The sequence below is a fragment of the Magnetospirillum sp. genome (assembly GCA_027532905.1).
Classification (GTDB): domain Bacteria; phylum Pseudomonadota; class Alphaproteobacteria; order CACIAM-22H2; family CACIAM-22H2; genus Tagaea.
In genome coordinates this window covers 181328-202025 of the sequence record JAPZUA010000002.1, presented here as the reverse complement: position 1 = coordinate 202025, position 20698 = coordinate 181328, and the positions used below count along the sequence as shown (strand labels likewise).

The following is a 20698-nucleotide window of genomic DNA, read 5'->3' as shown; positions in this document are numbered from 1 at the left end:
TAGAGACGGGTCGAGACGGCTAGTCGTCTTCGCCGACCGCGCGCAGCCGCGTCTGGGCACTCGTCTGGGCGCGCAGCTTTTCGGCGAGCAGGAACGCGAGTTCGAGTGCCTGCGCGCCGTTGAGACGCGGGTCGCAATGCGTGTGGTAGCGGTCGCCAAGGGCGGCATCCTGAATGGCCTCGGCCCCGCCCGTGCACTCGGTCACGTTCTGGCCGGTCATCTCGAAATGCACGCCGCCCGCAAACACGCTCTCGGCACCGCACGCGTCGAAGAAACCGCGCAGCTCGGCAAGGATGCGCTCGAAGGGCCGCGTCTTGTAGCCCGAGGCCGACTTGATCGTGTTGCCGTGCATCGGATCGCAGCTCCACACGACCTTGCGGCCCTCGCGCGCCACGCGGCGCAGCAAGGGCGGCAGCTTGGCCGCGACCTTGTCGTCGCCCATGCGCGCGATCAGCGTGAGGCGCCCCGCCTCGTTTTCGGGATTGAGCGCGTCGATCAAGCGGATGAGTTCGTCGGGATCGCTCGTCGGCCCGCATTTGAGGCCGATCGGGTTCTTGATGCCGCGGCAGAATTCCACGTGCGCCCCGTCGAGCTGGCGCGTGCGGTCGCCGATCCACACCATGTGGGCCGAGCAGTCGTACCAATCGCCCGTGGTGCTGTCGACGCGGGTGAGCGCTTCTTCGTAGGGCAGCAGCAGCGCTTCGTGGCTCGTGAAGAACGAGGCTTCGCGGATCTGCGGGGCTGCTTCGGCCGTCACGCCGACGGCCGACATGAACTGCAGCGAGTCCGAAATGCGGTCGGCCAGCTCGCGGAAACGCTCGCCCGCCGGGCTGCGGTCGATGAAGCCCTGCGTCCAGCCATGCACGCGATGGAGGTCCGCATAGCCGCCACGCGCGAAGGCGCGCAGCAGATTGAGCGTGGCGGCCGACTGCGAATAGACCTGGATCATGCGCTCGGGATCTGGCGTGCGCGCTTCCTTGGTGAATTCGATGCCGCTGATGATGTCGCCGCGATAGGCGGGCAAGGTCGTATCGCCGACCGTCTCAACGTCCGACGAGCGCGGCTTGGCAAACTGGCCGGCCATGCGGCCCACTTTCACGACCGGCAGACCGCCCGCATACATCAGCACGACGGTCATCTGCAGGATGACCTTGAACGTATCGCGGATGTTGTTGGCCGAGAATTCGGCGAAGCTCTCCGCGCAATCGCCGCCCTGCAGCAGCACGGCTTTGCCCTCGGCCGCCTTGGCGAGCTGGGCTTTGAGTTCGCGCGCTTCGCCTGCAAAAACCAGCGGCGGATATCCGGCCAAACGCTTTTCCACGCCCGCCAAAGCGGCGGCGTCGGGGTAAACGGGCATTTGGCGTGCGGTGCGCGCACGCCAGCTATCTGGCGTCCATTTGGCAGGCATGGTCTATCCCCAAACTCGGTTGGGGATAAACTATAGGGCGGCCTTCGCAACCGCAACCAAACGATTTTCCTTTTGGTTTCAGCCCTCTAGAGCGCCTTCGAGGGAAGCTAGAGGCGTCGTCCAGCCGACAATAGCACCTTGCGCGCGGATCATGGCGAGCGTTGCCTGCTTGAATTCCTCGAAATAGCTTTGCGTCGCATCCTCGACCAGCAGGCATTCGAAGCCGCGATCGTTGGCCTCGCGCATCGAGGTTTGCACGCACACTTCGGTCGTTACACCGGCAAAAACCAGCTGCGTGGTACCCCACTTCGCGAGGATGTCGGCTACGTCCGTCGCGTAGAACATGCCCTTGCCGGGCTTGTCGACGACCGTCTCGCCCGTGATGGGCGCCACCGCCTCGAGGATCGCATTGCCGGGCTCGCCTCGCACGAGGATGCGGCCCATCGGTCCTGCGTCGCCGATGCGAAGTGCCGCACTGCCGCGCAGGCGCTTGGCGGGCGGGCAGTCGGAAAGATCGGGGCGATGGCTCTCGCGCGTATGCAGCACGCGCCACCCGCGCCGACGCGCGAATGCCAACAGGCGCGCGACCGTCGGCACGATCGCTTCGAGCCGCGACACGTCGTTGCCGAGCGAAGCACCGAAGCCGCCGGGCTCGACGAAATCGCGCTGCATGTCGATGACCACGAGGGCGACCGACGCTTCGTCGAGCGCAAACGCATAAGGCTGTGCGGGAATCGCGATCGCCATGGCTGGTCAATGCCCCGCCATGGCGCGGCCGATCGCGTTGCGGTCGGTCTCGCCGATGGGCGCGGTCATCGCGATATGGCCTTGGCTCATTACGGCGACGCGGTCGGCGAGTTCGAGGATTTCGTCGAGATCTTCGGAGACGAGCAGCACAGCCGTGCCTTTGTTGCGCGCTTCGAGGATTTGGTTGCGGATCTCGGCGGCCGACGAAAAATCGAGACCGAAACACGGATTGACGACGATCAGCAGATCGACTGCCTCGGACAATTCGCGCGCCAGGATCGCGCGCTGCACGTTGCCGCCCGAAAGCGTCTCGATGGCCGCATCGATCGACGTCGTCTTCACGCGATAGCGCGCCACAAGATCGCGCGCGCGCGCGCGCATCGTCGCCGGCCGCAGCCAACCGAACACGCCCGCGATAGGGGCGCGGTCGAAGCTGCGCAGCGCCATATTCTCGGCGACCGACATGCGCGGCACAGCCGCGTTGCGCAAGGGCTCTTCGGGCAGGCCGAACACCTTGAAGCGCGCGAAATCCGCACGCGTCGGCGAGAAAGGCTGGCCCGCCACAAACACGCGCCCGTCGTCTATCGGCCGCTGGCCGGTCAAAGCCTCGATGAACTCGCTCTGGCCGTTGCCCGATACGCCCGCAATGCCCAGAATTTCGCCGGGCTCGACATGCAGATCAAGCTCGCGCACGCGCGGCGTGCCGGCATCGTCCGACGCGTAGAGGGCGATCACCTCGAGCGCGCGTTTTGCCTCGGCCGCCGGTGCATGCGTCACGCGCGCCGAGCGCGGGCGCGGGACGGCATCGCCGACCATCATTTGCGTCATCTCGGCGGTCGTGACGGCCCCCACGGCCCCTGTGCCGACCAAGCGGCCGCGCCGCAGCACCGACAGGTTCCGCGCAAATGCGTTCACCTCGCGGAATTTGTGCGTGATCATGAGCACGCTCACGAGCCCCGCATCGGTCATGCCGCGCAGCAGCCCCAGTATCTCGTCGGCCTCGCCGGGCGTGAGCACCGAGGTCGGCTCGTCGAGGATCAAAAAGTGCTGGTCGAGATAAAGCAGCTTCAGGATTTCGAGCTTCTGCTTCTCGCCGGCCGCCAGCTCGCGCACCGGCCGGTCGAGAGGAACGCGGAACGGCGTAGTCTCGAGGAACTTGTCGAGGGCTTTGCGCTCCTTGCCCCAATCGACTACGGCCGGCACATGGCCACGCGCGGCCACGAGATTTTCGGCAGCCGTGAACGAGGGTACGAGCGTGAAATGCTGGTAGACCATGCCGATGCCGAGATCGCGCGCCGCGCGCGGATCGGCGATCGAAACCGGTTTGCCGTCGAGCAGCACCTGGCCGCGCGTCGGCGGCTGGAAACCCATCATGCATTTGACAAGCGTCGATTTGCCGGCCCCGTTCTCGCCGAGCAACGCGTGGAAATCGCCCGCACGCACGTCGATCGATACGTCTTCCAGCGCCGTGAAGTCGCCGAAGATCTTCGTCATGCCGACGGTGGCAAGGCCGATCGCACCGCTCATGACGGCAGCCCCGCAATCAAAGCGTGGCTGTCGGCAACTGCCCCGAACACCCCGCCTTGCATCTCGACCATCTTGAGGGCGGCCGCATGATTGCCGGCATCGGTCGCCCCGCAGCAATCGGCCAGCAGCACGCATTCGTAGCCGCGATCGTTGGCTTCGCGCATCGTCGTGTGCACGCACACGTCGGTCGTAATCCCTGCGAGGGCGATGTTGCGAATGCCACGCTGGCGCAAGATGAGATCGAGGTCGGTCGCGCAGAACGAGCCCTTGCCGGGCTTGTCGATCACGGTTTCGCCGGGCAGCGGGGAAAGCTCCGGGATGATCTCCCAACCCGGCTCGCCGCGCACCAGCACGCGCCCGCACGGGCCGGGATCGCCGATCCCCGCCCCGATGCGCTGCGAGCGCCAGCGCTTATTGGCGGGCAGGTCTGCCAGATCGGGGCGATGGCCTTCGCGCGTGTGCAAGACCGGCATGCCGCGTGCGCGAAACGCCGCCAGCACGCGTTGGATCGGCTCGATGGGTGCGCGCGTGAGCGAAATATCGTAGCCCATCGTGTCGACATAGCCGCCGGGGCCGCAGAAATCGATCTGCATATCGATCACGATCAGCGCCGTGTTGTCGCGCGAAAGCTGCCCGTCGAACGGCCACGGATAGGGGCGCGACACGATTTGGCGCAGTGCGCTGCTCATCGCTGGACTCCCAATTCGCTCGGCATCGCGCGCGCGGCTTTGCCGTTGCGCCCAGCGCCGATCATGATCAGCAAGGTGAGAATGTAGGGGGCCGCGTTGAAGAAATAATAGCCCTTCACGATGCCGACGGACTGCAACGCCGGCCCGAGCGCACCCGCCGCACCGAACAGCATCGCCGCGTAAAAGCAGCGCTGCGGATCCCAGCGCGCAAAGATCACGAGGGCGACCGCCATCAAGCCCTGGCCCGAGGACAAAGCTTCGTTCCAGCTGCCCGGATAATAGAGCGACAGAAACGCACCGCCGATGCCGGAGAGAAAACCGCCGGCTGCCGTTGCAGCGAGCCGCACGCCATCGACCGACACGCCCATCGCGCGCGACGCCGCAACCGAATCGCCCGCCATGCGCAACAGTAAGCCGTAGCGCGTATTGTCGAACGCCCAGCGCAGGAAAAACGCCAGCGCCACGCCGATGAAAAACAGCGGATTGATCGTCAGCGCTTCGGCCAATTGCGGATTGCCGATCCAGCCGCCCAGTTCGACCGACGGCAGGCGCGGCGCTTGCGGCTGGATGTAGGGTTTGCCGAAGAAGAACGCGAGGCCGGTGCCGAAGCTCATCAGCGCGATGCCGATCGCAACGTCGTTGACGCGCGGCAGGCTGCACAAGGTTGCGTGCATGACGCCGAGGATCAGGCCCGCACACCCCGCCGCGAGCACGCCGAGCCACGGATCGCCGGTCTCGTAGGCGACCATGTAGGCGGCCATCGCCCCTAGCACGAGCGTGCCTTCGAGCCCGAGATTGATGCGGCCCGCTTTCTCGGTCACGCACTCGCCCAGCGACACGAACAGGAATGGCGTCGAGACGCGGATCGCCCCGCCGATCATCGCGAACAAGACGGTCGCAAGGGTTGCGAGATCACTCATGCGCGCGCGCCCACTTTGAAGAAGCGCAAGCGGCCGTAGAGCGTTTCGCTCGCAAGCAACACCACGAACACGGTTGCCTGCAGCAGCAGCACGGTTGCGTCCGGCAGGCCCATGCGGCGCTGGATGAGGCCGCCCGCCGCCGCAATGCCGCCGAACAGGATCGCGACGGGGACAACCGCGATCGGGTTGTGGCGTGCCAGAAACGCCACAAGGATACCCGTATAGCCGTAGCCTGCGGCCAACGCCGCATTGGCATTGCCGTGAATACCCGCGACCTCGAAGAAACCGGCGAGCCCTGCACAGGCACCCGCAATCGCCGTGCACAGCACGACTAGGCGGCCGACCGGCAGACCTTGTGCACGCGCCGCACGCGGATTGCCGCCGGTCACGCGGGCGGCAAAGCCGAACGTCGTGCGCGACATGAGCAGATGGAGTGCGATCGCGACCGCAATGCCCGCGACCAGCGCCCACGGCACTTCGAGGCCCGGCACGGGTGCGAGCATGTTTTCGCGCCCGATGGGCGGGGTCGAAGGTTTGTTGAGCGAGCCTGGATCACGCAACGGCCCTTCGACCGTGAAATTCAGAATCGCGATGGCGATATAGGCCAGCAAGAGGCTCGAGATCGTCTCATTGACGTTGCGCGCATGGCGCAGATAGCCCGCAAGGCCGATCCAGCCTGCCCCCACCGACGCCGCGAGGATCGCCATGCAGCCGAGCAGCACGAGCGTGGGTACCGTCCCTGCGAGCGGGATGGCGATAGCGGCGGCCGCAAGCCCGCCCAGCACCACGGCCCCTTCGCCGCCGATGATGGTGAGGCCAATACGCGCCGGGATCGCGACCGCCAAAGCCGTCAGCACCAAGGGTGCCGCGCGCTGCAGGGTGTTGCGCCACGAAAACGCGGTACCAAAACCGCCGCGCCACAGCAGCGAAAAGAACTCGTCCGGCGAATGGCCGAGTGCGAGCAAAAACAGCGAAAACAAGACGGCCGAAACCGCGAGCGCAAAAAGCGGGATCGCGATGTATTCGGCGGCTTGGCGCAGGCGCGCACCCGCACCGGCGGAAACGAGTCCCCCCGGTGCAGGCGATGCGGCTGGGCTTGCGTCCACGAACGTTTCCGTCAGCTCGTCGAGCCGACCACGCCTTCGATCAGATAGTTCATGCCCTCAAGCTCGGGCGCGTAGTTGTCGTAGGTCTTGGTGCCGACGACCGCACCCTTGTTGTCCTTGAAGGGGCCGACGAAAATCGGCTTGCCGGCCTTCATGTCGGCGATCGCGGCATCGGCCGCGCGGCGCGCAGGCTCTGTCGCGGCCGCGCCGTAGGCCGTGTTGCGCACAAAGTCGAGATCGTAGCCGCCGCGCACCCAGTTCGGCAGCTTCTCGCCCTTGGCAAGGTTGCCCGCAAAGCCTTGGTAGATCGTCTCCCACTTGTATTCCGCACCGGTGATGAAGCCGCGCGGAGCGAGCGAGGCCTGGCTCGCATTGTGGCCGAGCACCATCGCGCCGCGTCGCTCGGCCGTCTGCACCACGACCTTGGGGCTGTCCACGTGGCAGGTGATCACATCGCAGCCCGCATCGATCAGCGCGTTGGTGGCCTCCGCTTCGCGCACCGGCAGCGACCAGTCGCCCGTGAAGATAACGGTCACGGTCGCGTCGGGCACGTTCTTGCGCAAACCCACCAGGACGGCGTTGATGTTGCGCAACAGCGACGGAATGGGCTTGGCGGCGATGAAGCCGATTTTCTTGGTCTTGGTCACGAGACCGGCGGCGACGCCGTTCACATAGTGGGCCTGGTCGAGATAGCCGAAATAGGAGCCGGCATTCTTCGGGTGCTTCTTCTCGTCCCACAACCCGACCGCGTGGCGGAATTCGACTTGCGGGAACTTGGCGGCCATCGCCAGCATGTGCGGATCGAAATAGCCGAACGACGTGGCGACGATGAGCTTGGCGCCGTCGAGCTGGATCATCGATTCCATGGTCTTCTGGACGGCGATCGTCTCGGGCACGTTTTCTTCTTCGACGACCTTGACGCCGCGCACCTTCTTGAGCTCGGCAATGCCGAGCGCATGCGCCTGGTTGTAACCGAAATCGTCGCGCGGGCCGACATAGATGGCTCCGACCACGAGCGGGGCTTGAGCATTGGCCGCGCGCGCACCCAAGGCCGTCACCAACCCAGTCGCAGCTGCCGATTTAAGAACAGTCCGGCGCGACAGTTTGTCGAAATCCATGCTCGCTCTCCCCTCGATTAAGGTTGTTTGTCCGGCGTTGCGTCTTGCATCGACCGACATGTGTGCTCGGCGGAGCAACTGCCGTGCCATGGCCGCATGGGCCGATGCACGACGCCAACACGATTTCACCGCCCAATTTATATGCAGATGTCCGCATCTGCAGCAGCTTCTTGACGGAATCGCGGGCGCGAGGCCACATGGCGCCCGAAATGGACACGCAAACGCTTCTGTTTTGGCTTTCGAAAATCGTCGGATTGGCGATCGATCTGCGGCTGCCGCTTTATTTCGGCCTCGTTGTGGGTATCGTACTGCTGTGGACGCGGTGGCGGGGTGCGGCGCGCGCGCTTCTGACGAGCATTCTTGCACTCCAAATCGCGATCGGCACACTTCCCCTCGGCGAAAGCCTGAGCGTATGGCTCGAAGAGCGCATCCCAGCACCCGCCGCATTGCCGGCGCATATCGACGGCATCGTCGTGCTCGGCGGGGACGCCAACAATGTTCTGCTGCAGGCCCGGCCACTTTCGCCGGGCGGCCCGCCGATGCGCCAGGTGGCGGCAGCCGATTTGGCGCGCCGCTATCCGCAGATGCGCATCGTCTATTCCGGTGGCTCGGGCAATCCGCTCGACCCGGCCACGACAGATGCGGCCGGGGCGCGCATTCTGCTTCCCGTTTTGGGGCTCGATCCAGCGCGCGTCGAGTTCGAAGAGCAGTCGCGCAACACGTTCGAAAACGCGCGCAACAGCTTTGACCTCGCCAAGCCCAAGCCAGGCGAAACGTGGCTCCTCGTGACCTCGGCCTTCCACATGCCCCGCGCATTGGGCTGTTTTCGCAAAGCGGGCTGGAATGTGATCCCCTACCCGGTCGGCTACCGCGCGCTGCCGCAGGATGCCGACGATTGGTCGCTGCCGCGCAATTTCGACGGCCCCTTTCCGATCCTCGCCAGCGCGCTGTCGGAGCTCGTCGGGCTCACCGCCTACTACTGGCTCGGCCGAACGGATGCGTGGCTGCCGAAGCTCTAGTCAGCGCTTCACCTTCTCGCGCATCAGCACGAATTCTTCGGCCGCCGTCGGATGCACGGCGATCGTGCGGTCGAAATCCTTTTTGGTGAGCCCGGCTTTGACGGCCACGGCAAACGCCTGCGCAATCTCGGGCGCATCGGTGCCGACCATGTGCAAGCCGCGCACGCGCCCCGTCGCCGCTTCGACGACGAGCTTCATCAGCGTCTTCTCCTGGCGGCCCGACAGCGTGTGCTTCATCGGCCGGAACACCGCGCGATAGATGTCCACGCCGTCGATACCGTGCAGCCGCTCGGCGTCGGTCTGGCTCAAGCCCACGGTGCCCACGGGCGGCTGGCTGAACACGGCCGAGGCGATGTCGTTGTGGTCGACGGTTGTCGGGTTCGCGTTGAACAAGGTCTCGGCCAAACCGCGGCCTTCGGCGATCGCCACGGGCGTGAGATTGATGCGGTTGGTGACGTCGCCGACTGCGTAGATGCCGGGCACGCTCGTCTGCTGCCATTCGTCGACCGCGACGGCACCGGCCTTGTCGCGCACGACGCCGACCTCTTCGAGCCCGAGCCCGTCGGCATTGGGCACGCGGCCGGTCGCGTACATGATCTGCTCGGTGTCAAGCGAGCTGCCGTCTTCGAGGGCCGCACGCAGGATCCAGCCGATCTTGTCGATATGCGCCACTTTAGAGTTGGCGCGGATCTCGATCCCCTGGCGCACGAGTTCGGACGTCAGATGGTCGCGCACGTCTTCGTCGAAGCCGCGCAGGATTTTGGGGCCGCGCACGACGAGGGTCACTTCCGAGCCGGCCGCGCGGAAGATGCCCGCGAACTCGACCGCGATATAGCCGCCGCCGACGATCGTCACACGGCGCGGCAGCGACGTGAGGTCGAGCGCTTCGTTCGAGGTGATGCTGTGCGCGATGCCCGGAATGGCCGGCCGTTCGGGCCGCCCGCCGGTTGCGATCAGAATATATTTGGCCGTAATGCGCTTGTCGCCGATCACGACCGTGTGCGCGTCGACGAGCTTGGCCGCCCCCAGAAACGTCTCGACCTTCGCGTTGTCGAGCATCGTCTGGTAGATGCCTTCCAGGCGCTTGGTCTCGGCGTTTTTAGCGGCGACAAGCTTGCCCCAATCGAGCGCGCCCGACACGTCCCAGCCGAAGCCGCGCGCGTCTTCCATCTCGTGCGCGAAATGCGTGCCGTAGACGAGCAGCTTCTTGGGCACGCAGCCGCGCAGTACGCAAGTGCCGCCCACGCGCCAATTCTCGGCAATGCCCACGCGCGCGCCGTAGCTCGCCGCCCGGCGCGAGGCGGCAACGCCGCCCGAGCCCGCGCCGATCGTGAAGAGATCGAAGTCGAAACTGTCCATAAACTGATTTTCCTCAAACGGCGTCGAACAGCAGGACCATACCAGCGATCGACGCAACGGTCAGCCACGCGATCTGGCGGCGATAGACGCGCCGCACGTCGGCGTAGACGGCGAGCGAAGGCGCGTAATCGTAGCGGCCGAAGCGCTTGTTCCACAGCACCGGCACCAGCGTGAGCCCCGCAAGAAAAGCCGCCGCCGACGGCGTCCACACGGATTCAGCGCCAAGGGCCGCGTACCCGAAATAGACGAGCCACGCGGCTGTGAAGACATAGGCAGGCCAACGGTCGAGATACAAGAGCCGCCAGCGCAATTCAGACTCGCGCGCAGCACCCGCAGGCAGCGAGGCCGCGACGACCGCGGTCGTCACGATGCGGATGGCGGCAAAATAGAACAGGGCTTTGGCGGCGAATGACAATGCTGCGGCGAGGTCCGAGCCGTCGGCGGACATGGCGGCCTCTCAATCGGCGTATTCGATCTTGATCTTGGGCGCGTCGTTTTCGTTCGTCAGCGTGATCATGAAGGTGATCTGGTTCTGGAGTGCGATCAGCGTTTTGGCGGATTTCATCGGCAGCGGGATCTTCTGCTTGCGGCACAAGGTCAGCAGGGCCGTCTGCAGATGTTCGCTTTTGAGTTCGAGCGGCGGGATGGTCGGCTGCTCGGCACCCTTCACGTCGAAATGCACGCTGACGGCCAACGCTTCGAGATCGACATGCAGACGCGAAGGTTTGGCCTTGCCGATCTTCTTGCCGTTGGCGACGGCCCAATCGAGACTTGCGCGCAAAAGCTCGCCAGTTTCGAAAAAGATGAACCGGGTCTCCGACGGCATGGGGCGACTCGCCTGAACGGCTTGATGGAACACCAGTTTAGCGCGCCGCGCCCCAACAAGCCAATGCACCCAACGGCTGGCCTAGAGCCCGCCCATACAGACGTATTTAGAGCCTTCGTGCCCAATGCCAGCACCCTTCATGTCGCCGAGCGGCATTTCGGCCGTGCCGCTCACGTCGGCATCGTGTCGAATTTCGGGAGTGCCGGATCGAGCGAATCCCATGCGTAGCCGCGGCTGCCGTAGGTCACCGCCTGCGGCTCGAACCGGGCGGGATCGTCGAGACTTGCCGCGTGCACTGTGAACAGGTCGGGCATCGCCGAAAAAACCAGATAGACGGGCGATCCGCAGGTCGGACAGAACGCGCGGGACTTTGCATTTCCGCTGTCGCCGCGCATGTCCCAATGCGTCGCGGCCCCGGTTAGCTTCACGTCCGCGCGCGAAGCGAATGTCAGATAGGAGCCGTGGCCTGTGCCGCTGTTTTGCTGGCAGTGGCGGCACTGGCAGTGGTTCGAAAACATCGGCGCGCCGGATATTTCGTAGCGGATCGCGCCGCAGGCGCATCCGCCGGTATAGGCCTTACGCACGTGCCGTCTCCTTATTCGGTTGGACAGAACATTATTTTAGATTGATTTTGTACGACGCGTGCGACGTGCCTCGGCATCCGGCGCGTTCAATTCAGGTGCTTAGACAGTGCCGGCTCGCCCACAAGCGCATCGAGGTTGCGCACGACCTTCTTCCAGCCCTCGCCCATATTCGAATAGGCCGTGTCGTTCTTCGGCAGCACGAAGCCCGAATGGATAATCCGCACGCGCGTGCCGTTCGCGGCAGCGGAGAGGGTCCAGGTGACGACAGTGTCCAGCGGCGCGCCGTAGCCGATATTTCCGGCATGTCCGCTTTGCCACGAATAGACAAGGCGCTCGTTCGCTACGACCTCCAGCACCTGGCACCGAATCACGCCGTCCCAAGCACCGGCCGCCTTCGTCTGGAACGTGAATTCCGTCCCCTTCGTCGCGGCGAAACCCGTCGGCGCCATGAGCCAGCGGCCGATCAACGTGGCATCCGTGAGCGCCCGCCAGATCTTCTCAGGCGCGTGCGGAAAGACTTTGTCGATGACGATTTCCCGCGTGGCCGGCTTCGACGTCACGTCGTTCATGGATCGATTTCCTTCAAGAGAGCGCCGAGATTGGCGAGCTTTTCGTGCCAGAAGGCGCCGTAGTGGCCCATCCAATCGACGAGGGGCGCAAGCCCCTCGGGTTTCGCACGGTAATAAACGTTGCGGCCCTCCGGACGCTCGGCGACCAGACCGGCCTGCTTCAATGACTTCAGGTGCTGGGAGATCGCACCTTGCGTCACGCCGCTGCCCTTCGTGAGATCGATCACGCTGATCTCGTTTGCGTGGACCACGCGTTCAAAAACCGCCCGCCGCGTCGGATCGGCGAGTGCGCGCATGACGGTACCGACGGTGTTTGCATCGAGCATACCGTCAAATTAGCACTGACTAATTCATAAGTATATACTATTTGATTGGACGTTTCCGGCGGCTGGGGGTGTCGGCATCGGACAAAGTCAAAGCCCGCCCATACAGACGTATTTGACCTCCATGAACTCCTCGAGGCCGTATTTGGAGCCTTCGCGGCCGATCCCCGACTCCTTCATGCCGCCGAACGGCACTTCGGCCGTTGCGATTACGCCGGCATTGACTCCGATGAGGCCGTATTCGAGCGCTTCGGACACACGCCACACGCGGCCAATGTCGCGGCTGTAGAAATACGCCGCCAAGCCGAACTCGGTGTCGTTGGCCATGCGGACCGCCTCGTCGTCGGTCTTGAAGCGGAACAAGGGTGCGACCGGCCCGAATGTTTCCTCGCGCGCGACGAGCATCTGCGCGGTGACACCCGCCAGCACGGTGGGTTCGAAGAAACGCCCGCCGCGCGCATGGCGCTTGCCGCCGGTGAGCAATGTGGCCCCCTTGGCGAGCGCGTCGGCGATGTGGCGCTCGACCTTATCGACGGCCGCGTTCTCGATCAGCGGACCCTGGCTCGCGCCCGCCTCCGTGCCCGGTGCCGGGTTGAGCTTCTTGGCGGCGGCGGCAAACTTCGCGGCGAACGCATCGTAAATGCCGTCCTGCACGAGGAATCGGTTGGCGCACACGCAAGTCTGCCCGGTGTTGCGGTATTTGGAGGCAAGTGCGCCCTCGACGGCCGCGTCGAGATCGGCATCGTCGAACACGATGAAGGGCGCGTTGCCACCCAGTTCGAGCGAGACTTTTTTGACCGTGCCCGCACACTGGGCCATCAGCAATTTGCCGATCTCGGTCGAGCCCGTGAATCCCAATTTGCGCACGACCGGGTTGCCGGTGAGCTCCTTGCCGATCGACGGTGCGTCGCCCGTCACGACATTGAACACGCCCTTGGGCAAGCCAGCGCGCTCGGCAAGCTCGGCCAGCGCCAACGCCGAGAACGGCGTGAGTTCGGAGGGTTTCAGCACGACCGTGCAGCCCGCCGCGATCGCCGGGCCCGCCTTGCGCGTGATCATCGCGGCCGGGAAGTTCCACGGCGTGATCGCGGCAACGACGCCGATCGGCTCCTTCGTGATGACGTAGCGGCGGTCGTTGGCGGTCGTCGGGATCACGTCGCCGTAGGCGCGTTTGGCTTCTTCGGCGAACCATTCGAGGAACGAGGCGGCGTAGCCGACTTCGCCCTTCGATTCGGCCAAAGGCTTGCCCTGCTCCATCGTCATCAGCAGGGCGAGATCGTCGGCGTTCGCCATCATGAGGTCGTGCCATTTGCGCAAGACCGCAGCGCGCTGCTTGGCGGGCACCTTTCGCCACGTGGCAAAGGCGCGCTCTGCAGCTTCAATGGCGCGGCGCGTTTCGGCAGCGCCCATATCGGGCACATGTCCCAGCATCGTGCCCGTGGCCGGATCGTCGACGTCAAACGTCTTTTTTGAATCCGCTTCGCACCAAGCGCCGTCGATATAGGCTTGCTGGCGGAACAGCGACGGGTCCTTGAGGGCAACGCCGCTGTAGCGGGCTGCGCGGGCAGGTTCGGCCATGTTTTTCTCCCCAGAAAATTCGGCTTGTTTGTGCCGTACTATACCTGCCCGCTACTCGACCGTCACGCTCTTGGCGAGGTTGCGCGGCTTGTCGATGTCGGTGCCCTTGATGAGGGCCACGTAGTAGGCGAGCAGTTGCACGGGAACGGAATAGAGGATCGGTGCCACGAACGGATCGCACGGCGGCAATTCGATCGCCGCGACCGCGAGATTGCCGATTTTGGCGATGCCTTCCTTGTCCGAGAACAGCACGACCTGGCCGCCGCGCGCGCGCACTTCCTGCACGTTGGACGCGGTCTTTTCGAACCATTCGTCGTTGGGGGCGAGCACGATCACCGGCACGTCGGGTGCGATCAGCGCAATGGGCCCGTGCTTCATCTCGCCGGCGGCATAGCCTTCGGCGTGGATGTAGCTGATCTCCTTGAGCTTGAGTGCACCCTCCATCGCGATCGGAAACGCCGTGCCACGCCCGAGATAGAGCACGTCGCGCGCCGGGGCGACGATCTTGGCGGCGGCCCTTATATGCTCGTCGGCCGCCAGCACGGCCGAGACTTTCTCCGGGATGCCGGCGATGGCTTGGGCAAGCGCCGCGAGACGCTCGGGGCTCTGCGTGCCGCGCGCGCGCGCGGCCGCAAACGCAAAGGCGGCAAGCACGGCCAGCTGCGTCGTGAAAGCTTTGGTCGAGGCGACGCCGATCTCGGGGCCGGCATGGGTTGCCAGCAACGCATCGGCTTCGCGCGCCATCGAGCTTTCGGGCACGTTGACGATGGCCGCGATCTTCTGACCGCGCCCGCGCGCAAATCGCAGGGCCGACAGCGTGTCGATCGTCTCGCCCGACTGCGAGACGAACATCGACAAGCCGCCATCTTCCAGCACCGGGTCGCGATAGCGAAATTCCGACGCGATCTCGACGTCGCAGGGGAGGCGCGCGAGTTGCTCGATCCAATAGCGCGCCACGCTTGCCGCATAGAACGACGTGCCGCACGCAACGAGCTGCACGCGCTTGAGTGCGGCAAGATCGACCGGCAATTCGGGCAAGGTCACGCGATGCGTGGCCGGATTGACGTAGCTGCGCAGCGTGTCGCCGATCACGGCCGGCTGCTCGAAAATTTCCTTCTGCATGAAATGCTGGAAATTGCCCTTGCCGACCAATGCGCCCGACAGCACCGTCTCGCGCACTTCGCGCGCCACCTTCTTGTCGGTCTGGTCGTAGACCTGGACGCTGTCGGTCGTGAGCACGGCCCAGTCGCCGTCGTCGAGATAGGAGATCATCTTGGTGAGGGGGGCGAGTGCGAGCGCGTCCGAGCCCACATACATTTCGCCCTCGCCGTAGCCGATCGCAAGCGGCGAGCCGCGTCGGGCGGCCAGCAGCAGACCGGGCCGCCCGGCCACAATAACGGCAAGGGCAAACGCCCCGTGCAGTCGATGCATCGCCGCCGCCATCGCGGCATCCGGCGTGCGCCCCTCCAGGATCAGCACCGTCAGCAGATGCGCCACCACTTCGGTGTCGGTCTCGGTCGCGAAGATGCGGCCCTTGGCGACGAGTTCGGCCTTGAGCTCGGCGAAATTTTCGATGATGCCGTTGTGCACGACGGCGACTTTTTCGGTCGCGATCGGATGCGCATTGTTCGCCGTGGGGGCACCGTGCGTGGCCCAGCGCGTGTGGCCGATCCCGGTCGATCCCGTCAGCGGTTCTTCGACAAGCAGCGCTTCGAGATTGCGGATGCGCCCTTCCGCACGACGCCGCTCGATATGCCCATCGACCACGGTCGCGACCCCGGCCGAATCGTAGCCGCGATATTCGAGCCGCAACAGCCCGTCCACCAGACGCGGCGTGGCTGGTCCCTTGCCGACGATTCCGACGATCCCGCACATGAACTGCTATTCCTTTTTCTTCGCCGCTTTTTCGGCCGCGCGACGCGCGCGGAATTTCTTGGCCCAACCGCTGCGCGCGTGCGCCGCCCCGCGCGCCACGACGAGCGCGTCGTCTTCCACATCTTCCGTCACGACCGAACCTGCGCCGACGATGGCGCCCGCCCCGATCTTGACCGGGGCCACCAATGCGCTGTTGGAGCCGACGAACGCGCCGGCCCCGATCTCGGTCGTGAATTTCTCGAAGCCGTCGTAGTTGCAGGTGATCGTCCCCGCACCGATATTGGCGCCCGCCCCCACCTTGGCGTCGCCGACATAGCTCAGATGGTTGATCTTGGCCCCGGCCGCTACCGTCGCATTCTTGATTTCGACGAAATTGCCGATATGGGCACCGGCTGCGATATCGGCGCCGGGACGCAGGCGCGCAAACGGCCCTACGATAGCGCCGTCGGCAATCGCCGTGCCCTCGATATGGCAGAAGCTCTTGATCTCGACATTGGCGCCGACCTTCACGCCGGGCCCGAAAAACACCGACGGATAGACGGTCGTGTCGGCGCCGATCTGCGTATCGTAGCTGAACCAAACGCTCGCGGGATCGACAAGTGTCACGCCCGCTAGCATCGCCGCGTGGCGCTTATTGCGCTGGAACGCTGCTTCGAGGGCGGCGAGTTCCGCACGGTCGTTGGCGGCAAGCCATTCGTCGGCACCGCCAGCGATCGCGCGCGCCGCCCGGCCGGCTGCGCGCGCCAGCCCGATCGCGTCGGTCAGATAGAATTCATTCTGCGCATTGTTGGGCGCGATCCGGCCCAGAAGATCGAAGAAGCCGCGGCCCGCAAACGCCATCACGCCCGTGTTCACGAATTCGATGCGCCGCGTGACCTCGTCGGCGTCTTTGGCTTCGACGATACGCGCCAAACTCCCGTCGGCGTCGCAGACAAGGCGCCCGAAAGCGCCCGGATCGCCAAGCCGCACGCCCAGCACCGCAACGGCCGGGTTCGAGGCATGATTGAGCTCGGCGCGCAGCCGCGCGAAGGTCGCCGCACTTACGAACGGCGCGTCGCCCAGCGTCACCAGAATATCGCCGTCGAAATCCTGCAGTGCGGCCTTGGCCTGCAGCGCGGCATGGCCGGTCCCCAGCCGCTCGCGTTGTTCCACGCTCGAAATGTCGAGGCCGGGCGCTGCCGCACGTGCGGCCGCCAGCACGGCCGTGTCGCCGGGAGCGACCACGAGCACGATTTTGGTCGGCTGCAAGGCAACGAGTTCGGCCGCGATATGGCCGATCAGCGGCCGTCCGCCGACGGCGTGCAGCACCTTGGGCTTGGCACTTTTCATGCGGCTGCCGAGCCCGGCGGCGAGCACGATCACGGCAAGCTTCTTGTCGCGCGCGTTCATTGATGCGATACCCCTGGCGATTCGGCGGAACAATTCCATACACTGAAGCGGTCGCGAAATCACAAAATGTTGCAAGGAATTGCACGTCGATGTCCCAGATTTTCGATTGCAGCGCCGTCATCTTCGATCTCGACGGCACGCTCGTGGACACGGCGCAAGACATCGTCGCCGCTGTCGATGCGTTGCTCGCCGAATACGACCGCGCGCCGATCGGTTTCGACGCCGGCCGCCGCCTGATCGGCGACGGGGCGCGCGTGCTCGTGCAGCGCGCGTTTCTGGCAAGCGGCGCACCGGCACCAGACGTCGATGCCGCAACCGCGCGCTGGTTCGAAATCTACGGCGCGTCGCTCGCGAGCTTCTCGAAGCCCTACCCGCATGTGGCGTCGACCTTGGCGGCCTTGCGCAAGCGCGGGCGCAAGCTCGGCGTGTGCACGAACAAGGCCGACGCGTTGGCCGTCCGCCTGCTCGAGCTGCTCGATCTTGCCGGCTATTTCGACGCGATCGTCGGCGGTGACGTGCCGAATCGCAAACCCGATCCGCGCCATCTGCTGGCGACGGCCGAACGGCTCGGCGTCAGCCATCGCAACTGCCTGATGGTCGGCGATTCGCCCAACGATGCGGCGGCCGCCAAAGCCGCGCGCATGCAACTCGTCGTCGTCGATTGGGGCTATTCCACGATAGTGCCCGCTTCCCTCGGCGGCGACGCCGTCATCGGCGATTTTGCCGAACTCGAGAGCCTCGTCGCATGATCCCGGGCATTGGCGACAACGAGACCATCGCGCATCTGATCCAGATTTCGATCGCCCCGGTCTTTCTGCTGAACGGCCTCGGCATCCTGCTCAACGTGTTCACCGGCAGGCTTACGCGCGTGGTCGATCGCATGCGCAAGGTTGCCGTGCAATTGCGCGCCGGCCCCGGCGATCCCGAGCTGCGCCAATTGCGCCGCGAATTGGCGCTGCAACGCTTGCGCTTGCGTATCGTCAACGGCGCCATCGCCCTTGCCGCACTTTCGGCCTTTCTCACGTGCTGCGCGATCTTGGCGCTGTTCGTGGGCGGCCTGTCGCGCGACACGCAAAGCATTCTGCCGCTCGCCCTGTTTGCGGCGGCAGTGGTGGCCGTGATCGTCGCCCTCGCGCTGTTCATCTGGGAAGTACGCGTTTCGGGCCACGCCCTGGCCGCCGAAACGGAAGACCTGGAGTAGCGGGAGCAGCTTATTCGGCCGAGGCCTTCTGCGGCAGGCCGCGCACCTCGCGCAGATGGCCCACGACGGTGCCGAACCATGTCTCGAATTCAATGCGCGCAGGGGCGAGCACGCCGCGCTCGCCGAGCGGGGCCATGAACACGCGTCCGGTGCGGTTTTCGGCTTCCGGATTGCGGTTGGCCGTGGCTTTGCGCGAGCGGCCGGCGATCGGGACCCACGTGAATTCGCAGACCTCGGCGACGCCCTGGAAGATCGAGCCGGCCGTGCGCGGCAATTCGCGCTGGCCCTTGTCTTCGAACAGAATGTCGAAGCGCATGCGGCCGTCAAACACGGCGTGGCGCGAGGTGCAGCCGCGCCCTTCGTTGATCTGGCGGATCACGGCCATCACGGCCGATATCGGATCGATGGCGCCGGCGCGCTGTTCGGGCGTTACCTCGTCGCGCTCGTCGTCGCGATTTTCGGGCACGGCTTCGTTGCGCACCAATTGGCCATCGCGATAATCCATCTCGATGCTGCGCGGTTGGCCGCGAAATTCGCCCTTGACGCGGTAGGTGGCGGGCTGGGTCGCATCGCCGAGAAAGCGTCCCATCACGTCGGTGCGCGACTGCCATGGAAACACCCAGCGCACAACGCCGACCGAGGCCTGGCGGCTAGCGATCTGGTAGTTGTCGCCGACCACCGCGAATTCGAGCGTGAGTTCGACGATGCGCGCCCCGGCCGTGACGTCGTAGACCATTTCGAGCCGTTCGCGCGGCGCCCAGGCGGTCTGGGCGGCCGCCGGCGAGCTTGCCGCGCCGACGGCAAACGCCGCTCCGATGGCTGCGAGGCGCAAAACCAGCATATCTGTCACCGAAAACGGGGTTGGGGGTGCGTTGCGAAGCATATAGGGGGGTGCGGGCCCCCGACAAGTGGCGCTTTCTTGACTTTGGCGGGGCGGACGCACTATACCCCCTGCTCTGACGAATTCGGGCAACCGGTTCGGGCGCTTAGCTCAGCGGTAGAGCACGGCTTTCACACGGCCGGGGTCGTAGGTTCAATCCCTACAGCGCCCACCATCCTTCGGGTCTGATTTTATTGCGTTATTGCCGCTTCGGCGGCACCCGCGCAGCGGCGGCGATCGTCCACCGCGAGCCGCAACCATCCGCGAACATCCGTGCAGGATCCGTGCAGCCGCTTTCGGGCTGTGCCGATTCGTTCTGCCGCTTTGCCCGCGCCCCGCCCTGCCCCTCGGTGCTGCGCGCGCATTGACCGCGCCGGGTCGCTTCTGCCATCGTTCCGCCTGCACGCATTGCGGGCATCAAGAAACCGCTTGCAAGGGGAGTTTTCGATGTTTCGTAGTCTTTCCCGCCTCGCCGCCCTCGCCCCCGTCTTCGCGCTCTGTGCCGTCCTCGCGCTCGGCGCGTGCGCGCCCACGACCGAGCGGCCGACGGTCGATTCGGCCGCCTCGGGGGCCGAGGCCAAGCTGCAGCGCGGCATGGCGTTCGACAATCTCGAGACCCAGCGCCTGCGCCTCAACGACGTCGCCTTCCGCGTGCTGTCGGCCGGGGCCGAGCTGTGCGGCACGCGGGTGCGGCCCGCCGGCGGCTTCTCGCTGCGCACGGCCGCGATGTATTCCGGCGCCATGCGCGAAGCCGCGCGCGACAAGGGCATCAACGAGGCCGTTGCCGTGGCCAGCGTGACGGCGGGCGGCCCGGCCGCCCTTGCAGGCCTGCACGTGGGCGACGTGATCGAGCGCATCGGCGACACGCCGATTCCGGCCGGGCGCGACGGCATGGCGGCCGTCGAGAAGGCGCTGGCGACCAAGGATCCGGCCGTGACCGTGCGCGTGTCGCGCGACGGCACGCCGCTCGAGGCGACGCTGCAGCGCGTGCCGTCTTGCGACTATCAGGTCGTCTACCAGCAGAACCCGCAGCTCAACGCCTACGCGGACGGCAGCAGGATCGTGATGTTTTCGGGCATGGTGCGCTTTGCGTCGACAGACGAGGAATTGGCGCTGATCGTGGCGCACGAGCTCGCCCACAATATGCGCGGCCATATCGACGCCAAGCAGGGCAACGCCGTGATCGGCGCCATTCTGGACGGGCTGCTGCAGGGCCTGACCGGCGTGCGCACGGGCGGGGCCTTCATGAACGCGGCCGCGAATGCGAACTCGCCGGATTTCGAAGCCGAGGCGGATTATGTGGGGCTCTATGTGATGGCGCGCGCGGGTTTCGCGATCGACAATGCGCCGCAATTCTGGCGCCGCATGGCGGTCGAGAACCCGGGCGGGATCTCGCACACCAGCACGCACCCGGCCACGAACGACCGCTTCGTGGCGCTGCAGGCCGCGATCGCCGAGATCGACGCCAAGCGCGCCGCCGGCGCACCGCTGGTGCCCAACGAGAAAAAGGCGGTCACGACGGTCGAACCGCCGAAATGAAGAAAGCCCGCCCTGGTTTCCCGGGGCGGGCTTTACACTTG

General features: G+C 65.5%; 21 protein-coding genes and 1 tRNA gene. 5 read left to right on the top strand and 17 right to left on the bottom strand.

What is annotated here, in order from left to right:
• Nucleotides 1-19 precede the first annotated feature (19 nt).
• The 7 genes from O9320_09020 to O9320_08990 all read right to left on the bottom strand — a co-directional run bounded on the left by O9320_09020 (nucleotide 20) and on the right by O9320_08990 (nucleotide 7515).
• Complete coding sequence (locus tag O9320_09020; protein ID MCZ8310983.1) at nucleotides 20-1408, bottom strand: 3-deoxy-7-phosphoheptulonate synthase class II; 1389 nt, start codon at nucleotides 1406-1408, stop codon at nucleotides 20-22.
• A 78-nt stretch (nucleotides 1409-1486) separates the two neighbouring features.
• Nucleotides 1487-2155, bottom strand: coding sequence for a cysteine hydrolase (locus O9320_09015; protein ID MCZ8310982.1), 669 nt, complete (start codon nucleotides 2153-2155; stop codon nucleotides 1487-1489).
• 6 nt (nucleotides 2156-2161) lie between these two features.
• Nucleotides 2162-3682, bottom strand: a complete 1521-nt coding sequence (locus O9320_09010) for an ABC transporter ATP-binding protein (GenBank protein MCZ8310981.1) — start codon at nucleotides 3680-3682, stop codon at nucleotides 2162-2164.
• Nucleotides 3679-4371 carry a cysteine hydrolase gene (locus O9320_09005; protein MCZ8310980.1) on the bottom strand — a complete coding sequence of 231 codons (693 nt, stop codon included), beginning with the start codon at nucleotides 4369-4371 and terminating at the stop codon, nucleotides 3679-3681. The genes O9320_09010 and O9320_09005 overlap by 4 nt, the downstream gene beginning before the upstream one ends.
• Nucleotides 4368-5291 (bottom strand): ABC transporter permease, encoded by a 924-nt coding sequence (locus O9320_09000; GenBank protein ID MCZ8310979.1) that lies wholly within the window; start codon nucleotides 5289-5291, stop codon nucleotides 4368-4370. Before O9320_09000 ends, O9320_09005 begins: the two co-directional genes overlap by 4 nt.
• Nucleotides 5288-6397 (bottom strand): ABC transporter permease, encoded by a 1110-nt coding sequence (locus O9320_08995; protein ID MCZ8310978.1) that lies wholly within the window; start codon nucleotides 6395-6397, stop codon nucleotides 5288-5290. The genes O9320_09000 and O9320_08995 overlap by 4 nt, the downstream gene beginning before the upstream one ends.
• A gap of 11 nt (nucleotides 6398-6408) precedes the next feature.
• A complete protein-coding gene (locus tag O9320_08990) occupies nucleotides 6409-7515 on the bottom strand; it encodes a BMP family ABC transporter substrate-binding protein (protein MCZ8310977.1) in 1107 nt (368 codons plus the stop codon).
• A gap of 197 nt (nucleotides 7516-7712) precedes the next feature.
• Here O9320_08990 and O9320_08985 point away from each other — a divergent pair, with 197 nt between their 5' ends.
• Nucleotides 7713-8534, top strand: a complete 822-nt coding sequence (locus tag O9320_08985; GenBank protein ID MCZ8310976.1) for a YdcF family protein — start codon at nucleotides 7713-7715, stop codon at nucleotides 8532-8534.
• Here O9320_08985 and gor read toward each other — a convergent pair whose 3' ends face one another.
• The 9 genes from gor to glmU all read right to left on the bottom strand — a co-directional run bounded on the left by gor (nucleotide 8535) and on the right by glmU (nucleotide 17037).
• The gene (gene gor / locus O9320_08980) at nucleotides 8535-9893 is read right to left on the bottom strand and encodes a glutathione-disulfide reductase (GenBank protein ID MCZ8310975.1); all 1359 of its coding nucleotides are present in this window, start codon (nucleotides 9891-9893) and stop codon (nucleotides 8535-8537) included.
• Between the two features lie 13 nt (nucleotides 9894-9906).
• The gene (locus O9320_08975; protein ID MCZ8310974.1) at nucleotides 9907-10341 is read right to left on the bottom strand and encodes a hypothetical protein; all 435 of its coding nucleotides are present in this window, start codon (nucleotides 10339-10341) and stop codon (nucleotides 9907-9909) included.
• Nucleotides 10342-10350: 9 nt separating this feature from the next.
• On the bottom strand, nucleotides 10351-10719 hold the full coding sequence (locus O9320_08970; protein MCZ8310973.1) for a hypothetical protein: 369 nt from the start codon (nucleotides 10717-10719) through the stop codon (nucleotides 10351-10353).
• 170 nt (nucleotides 10720-10889) lie between these two features.
• Nucleotides 10890-11303 (bottom strand): GFA family protein, encoded by a 414-nt coding sequence (locus O9320_08965; GenBank protein MCZ8310972.1) that lies wholly within the window; start codon nucleotides 11301-11303, stop codon nucleotides 10890-10892.
• Between the two features lie 86 nt (nucleotides 11304-11389).
• A complete protein-coding gene (locus O9320_08960) occupies nucleotides 11390-11872 on the bottom strand; it encodes an SRPBCC domain-containing protein (GenBank protein ID MCZ8310971.1) in 483 nt (160 codons plus the stop codon).
• Nucleotides 11869-12198, bottom strand: coding sequence for a metalloregulator ArsR/SmtB family transcription factor (locus O9320_08955; protein MCZ8310970.1), 330 nt, complete (start codon nucleotides 12196-12198; stop codon nucleotides 11869-11871). Before O9320_08955 ends, O9320_08960 begins: the two co-directional genes overlap by 4 nt.
• A gap of 87 nt (nucleotides 12199-12285) precedes the next feature.
• The gene (locus O9320_08950; GenBank protein ID MCZ8310969.1) at nucleotides 12286-13773 is read right to left on the bottom strand and encodes an NAD-dependent succinate-semialdehyde dehydrogenase; all 1488 of its coding nucleotides are present in this window, start codon (nucleotides 13771-13773) and stop codon (nucleotides 12286-12288) included.
• Nucleotides 13774-13824: 51 nt separating this feature from the next.
• The gene (gene glmS, locus O9320_08945) at nucleotides 13825-15648 is read right to left on the bottom strand and encodes a glutamine--fructose-6-phosphate transaminase (isomerizing) (GenBank protein ID MCZ8310968.1); all 1824 of its coding nucleotides are present in this window, start codon (nucleotides 15646-15648) and stop codon (nucleotides 13825-13827) included.
• A gap of 6 nt (nucleotides 15649-15654) precedes the next feature.
• Nucleotides 15655-17037 (bottom strand): bifunctional UDP-N-acetylglucosamine diphosphorylase/glucosamine-1-phosphate N-acetyltransferase GlmU, encoded by a 1383-nt coding sequence (gene glmU, locus O9320_08940; protein ID MCZ8310967.1) that lies wholly within the window; start codon nucleotides 17035-17037, stop codon nucleotides 15655-15657.
• Nucleotides 17038-17126: 89 nt separating this feature from the next.
• On the opposite strand from glmU, the gene gph reads away from it, so the two are divergent.
• Together gph and O9320_08930 are read left to right on the top strand one after the other, a co-directional pair.
• The gene (gene gph, locus O9320_08935) at nucleotides 17127-17786 is read left to right on the top strand and encodes a phosphoglycolate phosphatase (GenBank protein ID MCZ8310966.1); all 660 of its coding nucleotides are present in this window, start codon (nucleotides 17127-17129) and stop codon (nucleotides 17784-17786) included.
• Nucleotides 17783-18238 carry a DUF2721 domain-containing protein gene (locus tag O9320_08930; protein MCZ8310965.1) on the top strand — a complete coding sequence of 152 codons (456 nt, stop codon included), beginning with the start codon at nucleotides 17783-17785 and terminating at the stop codon, nucleotides 18236-18238. Before gph ends, O9320_08930 begins: the two co-directional genes overlap by 4 nt.
• A gap of 10 nt (nucleotides 18239-18248) precedes the next feature.
• Here the strand turns inward: O9320_08930 and O9320_08925 are convergent, their stop codons facing one another.
• Nucleotides 18249-19079, bottom strand: a complete 831-nt coding sequence (locus O9320_08925) for a DUF3108 domain-containing protein (protein ID MCZ8310964.1) — start codon at nucleotides 19077-19079, stop codon at nucleotides 18249-18251.
• A gap of 139 nt (nucleotides 19080-19218) precedes the next feature.
• Between O9320_08925 and O9320_08920 the strand changes: the two genes are divergently transcribed.
• Nucleotides 19219-19293 (top strand) — tRNA-Val (locus tag O9320_08920).
• A 272-nt stretch (nucleotides 19294-19565) separates the two neighbouring features.
• Nucleotides 19566-20657 (top strand): M48 family metallopeptidase, encoded by a 1092-nt coding sequence (locus O9320_08915; GenBank protein ID MCZ8310963.1) that lies wholly within the window; start codon nucleotides 19566-19568, stop codon nucleotides 20655-20657.
• Nucleotides 20658-20698 lie beyond the last annotated feature (41 nt).

What these genes read in the sequence shown, in the direction of transcription:
- O9320_09020 (MCZ8310983.1), bottom strand. Translation starts at nt 1,408, where the DNA reads ATGCCTGCCAAATGGACGCCAGATAGCTGGCGTGCGCGCACCGCACGC.
- O9320_09015 (MCZ8310982.1), bottom strand. Translation starts at nt 2,155, where the DNA reads ATGGCGATCGCGATTCCCGCACAGCCTTATGCGTTTGCGCTCGACGAA.
- O9320_09010 (MCZ8310981.1), bottom strand. Translation starts at nt 3,682, where the DNA reads ATGAGCGGTGCGATCGGCCTTGCCACCGTCGGCATGACGAAGATCTTC.
- O9320_09005 (MCZ8310980.1), bottom strand. Translation starts at nt 4,371, where the DNA reads ATGAGCAGCGCACTGCGCCAAATCGTGTCGCGCCCCTATCCGTGGCCG.
- O9320_09000 (MCZ8310979.1), bottom strand. Translation starts at nt 5,291, where the DNA reads ATGAGTGATCTCGCAACCCTTGCGACCGTCTTGTTCGCGATGATCGGC.
- O9320_08990 (MCZ8310977.1), bottom strand. Translation starts at nt 7,515, where the DNA reads ATGGATTTCGACAAACTGTCGCGCCGGACTGTTCTTAAATCGGCAGCT.
- O9320_08985 (MCZ8310976.1), top strand. Translation starts at nt 7,713, where the DNA reads ATGGCGCCCGAAATGGACACGCAAACGCTTCTGTTTTGGCTTTCGAAA.
- gor (MCZ8310975.1), bottom strand. Translation starts at nt 9,893, where the DNA reads ATGGACAGTTTCGACTTCGATCTCTTCACGATCGGCGCGGGCTCGGGC.
- O9320_08975 (MCZ8310974.1), bottom strand. Translation starts at nt 10,341, where the DNA reads ATGTCCGCCGACGGCTCGGACCTCGCCGCAGCATTGTCATTCGCCGCC.
- O9320_08970 (MCZ8310973.1), bottom strand. Translation starts at nt 10,719, where the DNA reads ATGCCGTCGGAGACCCGGTTCATCTTTTTCGAAACTGGCGAGCTTTTG.
- O9320_08960 (MCZ8310971.1), bottom strand. Translation starts at nt 11,872, where the DNA reads ATGAACGACGTGACGTCGAAGCCGGCCACGCGGGAAATCGTCATCGAC.
- O9320_08955 (MCZ8310970.1), bottom strand. Translation starts at nt 12,198, where the DNA reads ATGCTCGATGCAAACACCGTCGGTACCGTCATGCGCGCACTCGCCGAT.
- O9320_08950 (MCZ8310969.1), bottom strand. Translation starts at nt 13,773, where the DNA reads ATGGCCGAACCTGCCCGCGCAGCCCGCTACAGCGGCGTTGCCCTCAAG.
- glmS (MCZ8310968.1), bottom strand. Translation starts at nt 15,648, where the DNA reads ATGTGCGGGATCGTCGGAATCGTCGGCAAGGGACCAGCCACGCCGCGT.
- glmU (MCZ8310967.1), bottom strand. Translation starts at nt 17,037, where the DNA reads ATGAACGCGCGCGACAAGAAGCTTGCCGTGATCGTGCTCGCCGCCGGG.
- gph (MCZ8310966.1), top strand. Translation starts at nt 17,127, where the DNA reads ATGTCCCAGATTTTCGATTGCAGCGCCGTCATCTTCGATCTCGACGGC.
- O9320_08930 (MCZ8310965.1), top strand. Translation starts at nt 17,783, where the DNA reads ATGATCCCGGGCATTGGCGACAACGAGACCATCGCGCATCTGATCCAG.
- O9320_08925 (MCZ8310964.1), bottom strand. Translation starts at nt 19,079, where the DNA reads ATGCTGGTTTTGCGCCTCGCAGCCATCGGAGCGGCGTTTGCCGTCGGC.
- O9320_08915 (MCZ8310963.1), top strand. Translation starts at nt 19,566, where the DNA reads ATGTTTCGTAGTCTTTCCCGCCTCGCCGCCCTCGCCCCCGTCTTCGCG.